Here is an 11,956-nt window from a genome sequence, read left to right as displayed (position 1 = left end):
GTTCCGGTATCCTCGATTCGAGTCCCCACTCCGCCGTCGGTTATCGGTAGAATTTTGAGACCGAAAGGTCCCCGTTAGCACGATGCACGAACCAGACTACGACGTTGCAGGAAAGACCGCCATCGTCACCGGAGCGAGCCAGGGGATCGGACAGGCGATCGCGGAGACACTCGCGGCAAGCGGCGCGAACGTCGCAATCTGCTCACGGTCGATGGACCGCGTTGGGCCGGTTGCGGAGGGAATCAACGAGGCCGACGACGCGGGCGAGGCACTCGCTGTCGAGTGTAACGTCCGCGAACGAGAGCAGGTCCAGAACCTGGTCGACGAAACCGTCGATGCCTTCGGCGACGTCGACGTTCTGGTCAACAATGCGGGCGGCGAATTCGTCGCGCCCTTCGAAGAAATCTCCGAGAACGGCTGGAAAACGATCGTCGACCTCAATCTCAACAGTACCGTCCACTGTACCCAGCTCGCGGGCGAGGTCATGCGCGAGGGCAACGGCGGTGTCATCATCAACCTCTCGAGCGTCAACGGCCAGCACGCTGCCCCCGGCGAAAGCCATTATGGCGCCTCGAAGGCGGCGATCATCCGTCTGACCGAGACGCTCGCCGCCGAGTGGGCCGAATACGGCATCCGGATCAACTGCATCGCACCCGGTCTCATCCAGACGCCGGGCGTCGCCGAGACGCTCGGGATCGAAAGCGAAGACATGCCGCCCCGCGAGAGGGCCGACCGCCGCATCGGCCACCCCGAAGAAATCGCCGACGTCGCCCAGTTCCTCTCGAGTCCCGCCGCCTCGTTCATGAACGGCGAGACGATCACCGTCAAGGGCGTCCCGCGGGCGGGGAATTCGATGTCGCAGGATCTTGGGCTCGAGGACTGACCGCACTCACGAGACGGTCTCCGTTCCGGGTCAGCTCGATGGGCCGTTTCGATCTCATGAACCCGTCGAGGTGGTTTCCCGAGACGGAAGACCTAACCAGCCAGCTTCTGTAGAAATAGCCAGCACATCTGCTGCGTCGGGACCGATCCTCGTGCCGACGCCAACACATCATGAGTGACGAGAGTACCCCTTCCGACGACGAGACCGATATCCACCAGCTAGACGACGATACGGTCGCCAGAATCGCCGCCGGCGAGGTCGTCGAGCGGCCCGCGAGCGCGGTGAAGGAACTCGTCGAGAACAGCCTGGACGCGGACGCCTCGAGCATCGACGTCACTGTCGAAGCGGGCGGCACGGAGCGAATCCGGGTCGCCGACGACGGCCATGGCATGTCCGAGGCCGACGTCCGCGCGGCCGTCCGCGAGCACACGACCAGCAAGATCGACGGCCTCGAAGATCTCGAGTCCGGCGTCGCTACCCTGGGATTCCGAGGCGAGGCGCTTCATACGATCGGATCGGTGTCGCACATGACCGTTCGCTCACGACCGCGTAAGGCGGCCGGTGCGGGGACGGAACTCGTTTACGAGGGCGGCGACGTCGTTTCCGTCGATCCGATCGGCTGCCCCGACGGAACGATCGTGGAAGTCGAGGACCTCTTCTACAACACGCCAGCCCGCCGGAAGTTCCTCAAAACGACGGCGACCGAGTTCGCTCACGTCAACCGCGTCGTCACGCGGTACGCACTCGCGAATCCGGCGGTAGCCGTCTCTCTAACCCACGACGGGCGGGAGGTGTTTGCCACGACCGGCCAGGGCGACCTGCAGGCCGCCGTGCTCTCCGTCTACGGACGCGAGGTCGCGTCGTCGATGATTCCCGTCGAGGCCGACGGCGACCCGCTCCCGCCCGGGCCGCTCGACGCCGTCTCCGGACTGGTCTCTCACCCCGAAACCAACCGCTCGAGCCGGGATTATCTCGCGACGTACGTAAACGGCCGGGCCGTGACCGCCGACGCGGTGCGCGAGGGAATCATGGGAGCGTACGGCACGCAACTCGGCGGTGACCGCTATCCCTTCGTGACCATCTTTCTCGAGGTACCTGGCGACGCTGTCGACGTGAACGTCCACCCGCGCAAGCGAGAGGTGCGCTTCGACGACGACGACGCGGTTCGGAGGCAGGTCGACGCAGCCGTGGAATCGGCGCTGCTTGAGCATGGCCTGCTCCGGTCTCGAGCGCCCCGCGGCCGGTCGGCACCGGGTGAGACGCAGGTCGAACCAGGCGGCGAACGCGGGGGTGAGACAGGCCTCGAGCACGGTACCGAGACGGAATCGTCCGCCACCCAGTCGGACGCGAGCGAATCCGTTCCGCCGACCGCGGGCGAACCCCCGTCGCCGGCCGCTGGATCCGACTCCGCGGCGGAGCGCCCACAGTCGGACACTGAACCGGCGAACGCGGACACGTCGGCCGCCTCGAAGCGGTCGATTTCCGATTCGAACGAGTCGGCCTCGCGACCGGAGTCGCCTGCGAGTGACCCGACCGAGGCCGAGCAGTCGACTGATGAGCCCGCCAGCCCGACCGCGCCTCGGGAACGGACCCCCGATTCGAGGGGCGACCGCGATTCGAGGGCCGATACTGCCTCGAGCGACGACCGTGATGCGAGCGAGTATCACGTCTCGAGTCTCGACACCGAACGGAAGTTCGGGGCCGGGACCGACCAGCGAACGCTGACTGGCGAGGCAGCGACGGGCGACGAGACGGACTTCGACTCGCTCCCACCGTTGCGCGTTCTCGGCCAGCTTCACGAGACGTATCTGGTGTGTGAATCGTCCGACGGGCTCGTGTTGATCGATCAGCACGCCGCCGATGAGCGGGTTAATTACGAGCGTCTCCAGGACGCGTTCGCCGACGACCCGAGCGCACAGGCGCTCGCCTCGCCCGTCGAACTCGAGTTGACCGCAGCGGAGGCCGAGGCCTTCGGTCACTACCGCGAGGCGCTCTCGCGGCTGGGCTTCTACGCCGATCGGATCGACGATCGGACCGTCGCGGTGACGACCGTTCCTGCGGTGTTCGCCGAGACTCTCGAGCCGTCGCGGTTGCGTGACGTCCTCGCGTCGTTCATCGCGGGCGACCGCGAAACTGGTGCCGAGACGGTCGATGCGCTGGCCGACGAGTTCCTCGGCGACCTGGCCTGTTATCCCTCGATCACCGGGAACACATCGCTGACGGAGGGATCGGTCGTCGACCTGCTGGGGGCGTTAGACGACTGCGAGAATCCCTATTCCTGTCCACACGGTCGGCCAGTGATCGTCCAGTTCGACGAGGCGGAGATCGAAGACCGATTCGAGCGGGACTACCCGGGCCACGGAGAATAGTCCGCCCGGGAGCGCGGTCAGTCGATGAACGGCGACTCCGCGTCCACGCCTCCATGCCCGTATTCGCGTCCGCTACTCGCCTCCGAGGGCCTCGGCGGCGACGAAACCGGCGACGCTGAGCGAGTCGATCGTCGTCCGTTCCCGCGCAGTCGACACCGGGAGGCCCCTCGAGACCGTACGATCCCGTATGACCGCTACCCTCGAACTCGACGGCTCGAACGCGGGCGGACAGTTCCTTCGAACTGCACTCGCGCTGGCGGTCGTCGAGAACCGGTCGATTCGACTCGAGAACGTCCGCGGCGATCGGCCGACGCCTGGCCTGGCCAACCAGCATCTGGCAGTTCTCGAGACGATGACCGAGATCTGCGACGCCGACGTGACGGGCGCCGAACTCCGTTCTGAGACGATCGAGTTCGATCCAGATCTCGATAGGGAAACAGGCGTCGGAGCCCCCGAGCGACTCGCGGGCGGGCAATACACCGTCGACATCGGAACCGCTGGAAGCGCAACGCTACTGTTCGATGCGTTGCTGCCGCTTTCGACGATCCTCGAGTCGGCGCTGTCGGTGACGGTCACTGGCGGAACGGACGTCGCGTGGTCACCGCCGCTCGACTACTTCCGATACGTGAAACTTCCGTTGCTCCGTCGGTTCGGCATCGCGGCCGCCTGCGAAGTCGACGAACGGGGATTTTACCCCGCAGGCGGCGGCCGTACGACGCTGTATCTGGCGCCTTCGCGCCTCGATCGGATCGGCCTCGTCGAGCGAGGATCGTTCGAGGGGGTCCGTCTCTACTCGACGGAGTCGGCGTCGCTTGCCGACCGCGACGTTGCGATGCGCCAGGCCGAGGGGGTGCTCGAACGACTACATCGAGCGCCGTCGCTCGAATTCCGAGAACGCTGCGAGACGACTGCGCTCAGCCCATCTCCCGGCTCTGCACTGGTGATTCGTATCGATCACGGCTCGGGCATCGCCGGTTTCACCGCGCTCGGCGAGCGCGGCAAACCGGCCGAGAGGGTCGGCGAAGACGCCGCGGACGCTGCGAACCGGTTTCTCGACGGGTCGGCGCCCGTCGATCGACACATGGCCGACCAGTTGCTGGTATTTCTGGCGCTCACCGGCGGTAGGGTTCGCGTTCCGGCGGTCACCGACCACCTCGAAACGGGGTGTGCGTTGCTCGAGTCGTTCGGCGTCCGAGTCGATCTCGACCGAGAAGACGAACGGACGACCGTCGCCGTCACATCGTCGCTCGGTACCGACGACTAGTTCGTCGAGACGCCACTGGCACTACCTCCTGCTCACGGCCGCGTGATCGGTCCCGTTCTTCCGACCCCTTGGCATCGCTCGAGCGGACGAGTGAGACGGCGAGCGGCCCTCGAGCGGATCGGACGGTACCGAGGAGCGGATCGATCAGGCGGTGAACACGGGTATCTCGAGGGAGCCAACAACCCGGTTCGTGATCGAGCCGACGAGGGGCTTGTCGGGATCGGAGCGTCCCCGTTTTCCCATGACGACGAGGTCGATGTCGTGTTCGTCGACGTACTCGATGATGGCCTCTACGGGCGTGTTCGATTTGACGCTCGTGACGCACGCGACGTCGGCGTCCGCGGCGAGTTCTTCGATCTCGTCGACGAACGTCTGTCCTTTCTTTTCCAGTCGTTTGCGCGTCTGCGCGATGTCGCTCGGAACTGCGACGTAGTCCGCGTCCCCCATGTCCATTGCGTACAGCACGTGGAGGGTGGCATCGTTTCGCCGCGCGAATTTGATCGCCTGCTCGGCCCCCGCGCGAGCGGATTTGCTCCCGTCGGTCGGGATGAGGATATCGTCGAACTCGGTTTCGTCGTCCATAGGTAACACACCACTCGAACGGAAGTAATTCTTGCCTGTTCTCATTCCTCTCGTGAACGTATCGACAGGCGACAGATGGTCGACAATGGGGTTCTCCAGACGGTTCGTCGAAGCAGCGGGCTCCAATTTGGGCTTCCAATGAACGACCGCAGACGAATCAGCGACCGTCACTCGAGTGCCGGAAATCCGAGTCCCAATCGACCATCGAGGGTGTACCCGCTACCGAGCCAATTACTGCTGGTGAGGTCGTCGCGTCGGTCAGGAGGTTCGTGGCCGTCTTCGACGGAAGCCTGTCGATAACGTCGAGTGTACTGATCGTCTTGTCCGCCCGGCCGACCCGGTCGTCGTCGATTTCGAGTATCCTCCCGCGATCACGTCGTGGAAAATACAGCGAGACGGACGGCGGAGCGAACTCTCTCCCTCCACAGGTGAACGGTCGGCGACTTCTGCGGGAGAATCCGACCCCGACGGCATCCTGATCCTGAGCTGAACGGATTTCACGTTGATCCCCTCCCGGTGTCAGATCTCGGTCTCGAGGTCGACGGCCTCGGAAGCGACGGTACCGTCGACGAAACGATCGGCTCTCCTCTATGAGTGATCCGACGCCCGCTTCCGTGGTCGTTCGACCATACTTGTGCGATGACAGACCGCAATACCTTATACCAGAGCCGTTCGTTGAGACGGGTATGGCCGACAGAGACATTTCCGTTCACTGGAGATCGACCTGGGGTGCCGAGCCGTGAGCGAGGCCGACATCGTCACGTTCGGTGAGACGATGCTCCGGCTGTCGCCGCCGGGACACGAACGCCTCGAGGACGCCAACGAATTTGAGGCTCGCGCCGCAGGGGCCGAAAGTAACGTCGCCATCGCGGCGAGTCGACTGGGCGCCTCCGCGGCTTGGTTGTCGAAAGTACCGGAGACGGCGCTCGGGCGGCGCGTCGTCGGGGAACTCCGCGGTCACGGTATCGAGACGGACGTCGTCTGGAGCCACCGCGGCCGACAGGGAACGTACTACCTCGAGCAGGCCGGGAAGCCGCGGGGAACGAACGTGATCTACGACCGGGAGAACACCGCCGTCTCGACGGTGGAAGCTCGCGAACTAAACGTCGATCGGATCCAGAACGCGCAGGTCTTCTTTACGACCGGTATCACGCCCGCGCTCTCCTCGACGCTGCGGGATACGACCGCAAACCTGCTCAAAGCGGCTCAGAAAGGAGGGACGTCGACGGCCCTCGATTTCAACTACCGTCGCAAACTCTGGTCGCCCGATGAAGCCAGGGACACGTTGACTCGGTTGTTCTCGGATGTCGACATCCTCGTTATTGCCGCCCGGGACGCGCGAACCGTCCTGGAATTCGAGGGCGATCCGCGACAACTCGCGCACAAACTCGGCTCACAATACGACTTCGCGACGGTCGTCGTTACACGCGGCGCACAGGGCGCAGTCGCCTGGCACGACAGCGTCGTCCACGATCACGACGCGTACGAGACCGACACCGTGGACCCGATCGGGACTGGCGACGCCTTCACCGGCGCGTTCATCGCCCGCCGTCTCGACGGCGATGACATCGCGACTGCCCTCGAGTACGCCGCCGCGACGGCATCGCTCAAGCGGACGATCCCCGGCGACGTCGCGCTCGTGACGGCGGACGAGGTCGAAGCGGTCGTCAGTGATCAGTCGGAAGACATTTCCCGGTAGCTCGACCGTCGTTTTCACCTCCCGCCAGTGAACGGACGGATGTATACGGAACGGGTAGGCGACGGGCTCGGATCGCAGGTTTCGTTACGCTCTTCCGCGTGCGCGAGTGCAATCTCCATCGCTGCCGGGCGCGTCGCTCCATCGCTGCCGGGCGCGTCGCTCCATCGCTGCCGGGCGCGTCGCTGTGTAAACTCGCCTTCCAGGGTTCAGTGTGGTGATCTACCGGCGGAGCAGGCTGAGTGCCCCTGGGCTTGACCCAGACCGATGGCTGTTCCGACGCGCGTGTTTAGGCTGGCACGCACGGGCTGGCACGCACGTCGCGTTCGACACCGAGAGCAACGCCCTCGTCGACTACCGCATCGACGTGAGATACTGGTGTTCGATGCCTCGAGCGGACGCGGCGGTCGGACTGGAGATAACGCGCACCGGGAACCGCGGGGGAACCGCACAGATGCTGCTCCCTCGAAAACGTGCGACTCCGCCCGCCGACGAACTGTTCCGTGGCGGACGGAGTCCTACTGCTGACGAAACCATCCAACCGAGTTCGCGTCTTTCCTTGCGACTGGGTCACACGACGAACGGCCGTCGATTCATCGCGTTGTGACCGTATCGATGCGGTGGCTGTCGGGTACCGCTTTTTGGCGGCAGCCGTCTTACGCCCCACCGTGACTCGCCCCGTCCGGCAGGCTACGGTCGACGATGTCTGGGCCATCCACGAGGTCGCCCGCAGGAGCTGGCACGCTGCCTACGACGATATCCTCGGACCCGAGAGGGTCGATGACGTCGTCTCCGACTGGTACTCGATCGGGGACCTCGAGTCGGCGATCACCGGAACGAACGGACGCGAAAACGCCGTCTTCCTCGTGGCCGAAGCACCGTCAGCGGACGACGAAACGAGCGAATCGAGGGTCGAGGATCCTCTCAGCGGCTACATCCACGCCGTCCCCTGGCCAGAGGATACGTCAGTGGCGTTTCTCGCGCGCCTCTACGTCCGGCCCGACCACTGGAACGATGGCTTCGGGACCGCGTTGCTCGAGCGTCTCGAAACGAACCTGTCGGGGCAGTTCGATCGGCTCCGACTGGCCGTTCTGGCGAGAAACGAGATCGGAATTTCGTTCTACGAATCCCGCGGTTTCGACCGCGTTGAAACCCGACCATCCGATCTGGGCCCGGGGCTCGAAGAACACGTCTACGAGAAACAGTTGCCGGATTCGGTCGCGTAACGTTTCGGTAGCGGGTCGTATTGCGCTCGCCGTTTCCCGGCCTCGCTCACAACGTTCACTCGGCCTCGCTCTCCTCGACGACTTCTATCCCGCGGTTGTTGACCGCCATGGGATCGAGTCCGACCTCCTGGAGGAAGGTCTTGTACTCGCGCTCGCACTGTTCGGCGTCTTTTTGTTTGTCGCTGGCGCGGTCACAGAGTTCGACGAGGTTCTCCGGCACGTCGTTCTGGTAGACGATCCAGTGGTTGATCAGGTCCGAAAGCCGTCTGATGGGGCTCGTGAAGTGGCCGTAGATCTCGAAGTTCAACGCGTGGTGGCCGCCGAACGGGTCATTCATGTATTTCGCCCGGGGCATCACCTTCATCACGGCCCACTGGATCTTATCTAGCTGGCGGCCGGGGGCCTCCTCGAGCGTCGCGTTGACGGCTTTTCGTGGGTCGTCCCAAGTACTGCCGGGAATCGAGACGCCGTCGAGATCCTGTATCTCCTGGAGCGCGTTGGACCACTCGTCCGGGCTCGGTTGGGGGTGGACCCGGTACATGGCCTCGACGCCCCGATTCCACATGAGTTCGTGCGTGACTGCCTTGTTGGCTTTCAGCATGCACTCCTCGATGATGGTGTGGGCACGGTCGCGACTCGGGTTCAGGACGAGCGACCCGTCCGCTTTGCGCTGTTCGTGCATCTGATCCGCGAGTTCGTAGACCAGGTTGTTCTCCTCGTGGAGCGGCGCGTCCGGTTCCTCGAGTCGGGTTTCGGCCTGTGAGTAGGTGAGTCGCTCGTCGGACTCGATGACGGACTTGTAGATGTCGATCGTCTCGTAGCTCAGGTGTTCTTTGTCGAGGTGCATCTCGACGGTGTGGGCCAGGCGCTCCTCGTTGGGAACCAGCGAACAGACAGTCTCGGCGAGTACCGGCGGCAGCATGTGAATCGTGTAGCCGGGAAGGTAAACTGTGTTCCCCCGCTCGACGGCTTCGTCCCACATCGACGTTTCGGGATTGACGTAGTGGGTCACGTCCGCGATGTGAACCCAGAGGACGTATTCGTCCTCTCGCTCTTCGATCGAGAGCGCGTCGTCGAAGTCCTGGGCGTCGATCGGGTCCGTCGTCCACGTCGTCAGGTCGCGCAGATCACGTCGCTCGACGATTTCGTCGCTGATCTCGGCCTGAACGTCCTCCGTTCGAGATTCGGCCTCCTCGAGGACGTCTGACGGGAACTCGTCGCGAATGCCGTGTTTCTCGAACAACTCCTCGCGCTTGTTCTCGAGGTGGCGCGCGAGGTCCTCACTGATCTCCACGGGACCCTGCCCTTCGGCCGTGCCGGCATCGGCCTGTGCGTCGTCGCTCATACAGCCGTCTACGGACGTGAGGGTGAAAGTCGTGTCGGGATGGCCCTCGACAGGTACCGCGTGACAACCGACGTGACGTCCGCTCGCCCCGTGGGTCCTTTTCGATCGAGCCGACGCTCGGACGCCGGCTATCGTTCCTCGAGCGGGCCGTATCGTTCCTCGACCGAAGCGAGATAGCTCGCGAGAAACGCATCACGGCTTCCGTTGCCGGCCTCGAGATCGATCAGTAGCTCCTCCAGGTCGTCGCGCGGATGGTGACAGAGCTCGCGGTGACAGGACTTACAGAGGTATTCGAACGTCTTGTCCTCGCGATCCCAACGGTCGCCGTACTTGTCGTACTCGCGGGTCTCGTCGCGCGGGCGCTCGGTGCCACAGGCGAGACAGATCACCGTCTCCGTGCGGTTCCGAGAGGGCCACATACTCGCTCGGACGGTGTGAGGCCACTTAGCAATTGGCACGTCGTTTCCCGTCCTGACGGCGGTCGAATCGGTCGTCGGATTGTCCGCTTTTGGGAACGGGCCTTTTAACTCCAGACCGGTCGTTTGCCCGGATATGCAGGTCAAATCTCGACACCACCTCCGTAGCGATGCCGTCTCCGACCTCGAGGCGGAACTCGAGGACAAACTGGGCGTCGCGCCCGAGGGTGACGTCTACGAGCGCGTCGAGTTCGAGGAGGCCGACCGCGAAGTCATCCTCATCGATGGGGAGCCTCAGGTCGCGTTCTTCGACGAGGAACCGTTTCTGACGGTTCGCGGCGCAAACGCTTACGAGCCCGAGAAGCGGCTGGTGACCGTTGATGCCGGTGCCGTCTCGTTCGTCAGCGACGGCGCGGACGTCATGCGGCCAGGAATCACCGAGGCGACGGACGATATCTCGCCGGATGACCTTGTCGTGATCGCGGAGGAGTCCCACGGGAAAATACTCGCAGTCGGTCGCGCTCGCGTCGACGGGACAGATATGGTCGGCGACGAGGGAAAGGTCGTCGATTCGGTACACTACGTCGGCGACGAACTCTTCGAGTTTACCGGCTAGTCCGTCCGCGGTGAACGGCTTCGGAGATTCGTCGCAATGTCACACGATCTCGGTTACCGCGGTTCGTACGGCTGGCTGCAAAAATCCATTGTGAACGACCGATAATTGCTCCTTCACATCCGGGTTGTGGTAGCAATACTAGTATTTGCGAGTGATTTATCCGACGAATCTATTTCGTGGTGGCTGGTATCATGGAACGACCACGATCGAAACGACGGCCGTTTCCGCGGCCTGCTTTCGGCGCGGACGCTGGCTCCGTCCCTCCCGCGTCACCGACTCGAGATCGAGTGGCGAGACGAGCCGTTTCGTCTCGACTCACCCGACGTGACCGCTAGGTCGTCAGGCGACTGAGTGAGCGCGTTCGAGGGTGTTCCGTCCGGAAATTTCATGTCGACCGGACACCCTGCGGTCGCAATGGGAACCGTCGAATTCGCGGATAGTTTCACTGACCGGACTTTGTCTGACGTAAGAACTATACTGGCGGCGGCGGTGAATACCGCCAATGGGACTCATGAGCAAAATTCTCGGCGGGAATCAATCGCGGACCGTCGAGGATTACGCCGAACTGAATCTCGAGGACGTCTCGGCGGAGTCAGCAGAGGCGACGATGCAAGTACACATCGCGGAGATCGGCAGTCAGGCCGACGCGATCGACATCAAAGACGCAGTCTACGACGGCGACATCGTCATCGCGGACATCACGCGCCTGCGGACCAACGACAGCACGGTCGAGTACATCATCGACGAACTGCGACAGGTCGCCCAGGAAGTGAACGGCGATATCGTCCGCAAGGGTGACGATCAAATAATCATCACGCCGACCGGGATCCGAATCAGCAGGGAAAAACTGGGACAACAGCTATGACATCCTCCCCGGCGTTCACGCCGGGGTTTCCCGAGTCAAGCGAATCGAAGATTCGCGTACCTCGAAAATCTCCGATTTGCTCAGCGTTGGGATAGTATGGGTAGCAGTCGACGACCCGTTCTCTCGGTGTGAACCGGCCGCTCTCGCGATCGAACAGGTGGACTGCTAGCTGTGCCATCCAGCCGGTACCCTATCCGCGGACGTATTGTCCGTCAGACTCGGAGGTACTTTCGCGTCCTCGAGTTTGCGTCGAATGTTCTCGGCTCCGTTGACGTCGGCGTTGGCGACGGTGCCACACCCTCACAGACGTACAAGCCGCGTTCGACGCATTGGTTTCCGTCCTTGCGGCCGCAACACGCACACGTTTTCGATGTGTTGCGTTCGTCGACCGTCTCGACGGCGATTCCACGTTCTTCGCTCTTGTACTCGAGCATGGTGATGAACCGGTCGAACGCCCAACGGTGGAGTGACTGGTTGCCTCTCGAGCCCCAGTCTTTCGCATCACCGTTCTTACCGTCGCGGATACCGGAGAGATCGCCGACGGATCGTGCCGACGTCACGGAGTACACATTCCCCAACGATCGGTTTCGGAAGTATGTGTAAGAAGTGCGTTCGCCGAGTCGACCACGCCTCGTGAGTTACGATTTTGCCGTGTATCACGCGCGACTCTTGAGGTTCGGTCGGGTCACGGAAT

The 11,956-nt window shown here is 63.3% G+C and carries 12 protein-coding genes and 1 pseudogene; 8 read left to right on the top strand and 5 right to left on the bottom strand.

Annotated elements, in window-relative coordinates; genetic code table 11:
* Positions 1 to 82 precede the first annotated feature (82 nt).
* The 3 genes from NJU76_RS04235 (at position 83) to rtcA (ending at position 4,516) form a co-directional block, all read left to right on the top strand.
* Positions 83 to 883 carry an SDR family NAD(P)-dependent oxidoreductase gene (locus NJU76_RS04235; RefSeq protein WP_254531535.1) on the top strand — a complete coding sequence of 267 codons (801 nt, stop codon included), beginning with the start codon at positions 83 to 85 and terminating at the stop codon, positions 881 to 883.
* Between the two features lie 170 nt (positions 884 to 1,053).
* Positions 1,054 to 3,252: a DNA mismatch repair endonuclease MutL gene (gene mutL / locus NJU76_RS04230; protein WP_254531534.1), complete on the top strand. Its 2,199-nt coding sequence runs from the start codon at positions 1,054 to 1,056 to the stop codon at positions 3,250 to 3,252.
* A gap of 187 nt (positions 3,253 to 3,439) precedes the next feature.
* The gene (rtcA, locus tag NJU76_RS04225; protein WP_254531533.1) at positions 3,440 to 4,516 is read left to right on the top strand and encodes an RNA 3'-terminal phosphate cyclase; all 1,077 of its coding nucleotides are present in this window, start codon (positions 3,440 to 3,442) and stop codon (positions 4,514 to 4,516) included.
* Positions 4,517 to 4,660: 144 nt separating this feature from the next.
* Here rtcA and NJU76_RS04220 read toward each other — a convergent pair whose 3' ends face one another.
* A complete protein-coding gene (locus NJU76_RS04220) occupies positions 4,661 to 5,098 on the bottom strand; it encodes a universal stress protein (protein WP_254531532.1) in 438 nt (145 codons plus the stop codon).
* A 258-nt stretch (positions 5,099 to 5,356) separates the two neighbouring features.
* Positions 5,357 to 5,605 (bottom strand): hypothetical protein, encoded by a 249-nt coding sequence (locus NJU76_RS27320; RefSeq protein WP_486642019.1) that lies wholly within the window; start codon positions 5,603 to 5,605, stop codon positions 5,357 to 5,359.
* Between the two features lie 232 nt (positions 5,606 to 5,837).
* Here NJU76_RS27320 and kdgK1 point away from each other — a divergent pair, with 232 nt between their 5' ends.
* The 3 genes from kdgK1 to NJU76_RS04205 all read left to right on the top strand — a co-directional run bounded on the left by kdgK1 (position 5,838) and on the right by NJU76_RS04205 (position 8,020).
* A complete protein-coding gene (gene kdgK1, locus NJU76_RS04215; RefSeq protein WP_256566158.1) occupies positions 5,838 to 6,797 on the top strand; it encodes a bifunctional 2-dehydro-3-deoxygluconokinase/2-dehydro-3-deoxygalactonokinase in 960 nt (319 codons plus the stop codon).
* Positions 6,798 to 7,011: 214 nt separating this feature from the next.
* Entirely contained in the window at positions 7,012 to 7,401 is a 390-nt protein-coding gene (locus NJU76_RS04210) for a hypothetical protein (RefSeq protein ID WP_254531531.1), read from the top strand.
* A 61-nt stretch (positions 7,402 to 7,462) separates the two neighbouring features.
* The gene (locus NJU76_RS04205) at positions 7,463 to 8,020 is read left to right on the top strand and encodes a GNAT family N-acetyltransferase (RefSeq protein WP_254531530.1); all 558 of its coding nucleotides are present in this window, start codon (positions 7,463 to 7,465) and stop codon (positions 8,018 to 8,020) included.
* 55 nt (positions 8,021 to 8,075) lie between these two features.
* On the opposite strand, the gene NJU76_RS04200 is transcribed toward NJU76_RS04205, so the two are convergent.
* Together NJU76_RS04200 and NJU76_RS04195 are read right to left on the bottom strand one after the other, a co-directional pair.
* Positions 8,076 to 9,365 (bottom strand): RNB domain-containing ribonuclease, encoded by a 1,290-nt coding sequence (locus tag NJU76_RS04200; protein WP_254531529.1) that lies wholly within the window; start codon positions 9,363 to 9,365, stop codon positions 8,076 to 8,078.
* Positions 9,366 to 9,493: 128 nt separating this feature from the next.
* Positions 9,494 to 9,784 (bottom strand): DUF7562 family protein, encoded by a 291-nt coding sequence (locus NJU76_RS04195; protein ID WP_254531528.1) that lies wholly within the window; start codon positions 9,782 to 9,784, stop codon positions 9,494 to 9,496.
* A gap of 133 nt (positions 9,785 to 9,917) precedes the next feature.
* Between NJU76_RS04195 and NJU76_RS04190 the strand changes: the two genes are divergently transcribed.
* Positions 9,918 to 10,397, top strand: coding sequence for an RNA-binding protein (locus NJU76_RS04190; protein WP_254531527.1), 480 nt, complete (start codon positions 9,918 to 9,920; stop codon positions 10,395 to 10,397).
* A 502-nt stretch (positions 10,398 to 10,899) separates the two neighbouring features.
* A complete protein-coding gene (locus NJU76_RS04185) occupies positions 10,900 to 11,262 on the top strand; it encodes a cell division protein SepF (protein WP_254531526.1) in 363 nt (120 codons plus the stop codon).
* Positions 11,263 to 11,359: 97 nt separating this feature from the next.
* Here NJU76_RS04185 and NJU76_RS04180 read toward each other — a convergent pair.
* Positions 11,360 to 11,886 (bottom strand): annotated as a pseudogene (locus NJU76_RS04180) (RNA-guided endonuclease InsQ/TnpB family protein); the annotation flags it as partial.
* Positions 11,887 to 11,956: the final 70 nt, after the last annotated feature.

Origin of the sequence: Natrinema gelatinilyticum, assembly GCF_024266705.1 — an archaeon.
Lineage (GTDB): Archaea > Halobacteriota > Halobacteria > Halobacteriales > Natrialbaceae > Natrinema > Natrinema gelatinilyticum.
Note: the sequence above shows the minus strand (reverse complement) of the source record. Positions and strands in the feature narration are given on the sequence as shown.

Excerpts from the sequence above, each read along its gene's own strand:
- NJU76_RS04235 (WP_254531535.1), top strand. The coding sequence starts at position 83 with ATGCACGAACCAGACTACGACGTTGCAGGAAAGACCGCCATCGTCACC.
- mutL (WP_254531534.1), top strand. The coding sequence starts at position 1,054 with ATGAGTGACGAGAGTACCCCTTCCGACGACGAGACCGATATCCACCAG.
- rtcA (WP_254531533.1), top strand. The coding sequence starts at position 3,440 with ATGACCGCTACCCTCGAACTCGACGGCTCGAACGCGGGCGGACAGTTC.
- NJU76_RS04220 (WP_254531532.1), bottom strand. The coding sequence starts at position 5,098 with ATGGACGACGAAACCGAGTTCGACGATATCCTCATCCCGACCGACGGG.
- NJU76_RS04200 (WP_254531529.1), bottom strand. The coding sequence starts at position 9,365 with ATGAGCGACGACGCACAGGCCGATGCCGGCACGGCCGAAGGGCAGGGT.
- NJU76_RS04195 (WP_254531528.1), bottom strand. The coding sequence starts at position 9,784 with ATGTGGCCCTCTCGGAACCGCACGGAGACGGTGATCTGTCTCGCCTGT.
- NJU76_RS04190 (WP_254531527.1), top strand. The coding sequence starts at position 9,918 with ATGCAGGTCAAATCTCGACACCACCTCCGTAGCGATGCCGTCTCCGAC.
- NJU76_RS04185 (WP_254531526.1), top strand. The coding sequence starts at position 10,900 with ATGGGACTCATGAGCAAAATTCTCGGCGGGAATCAATCGCGGACCGTC.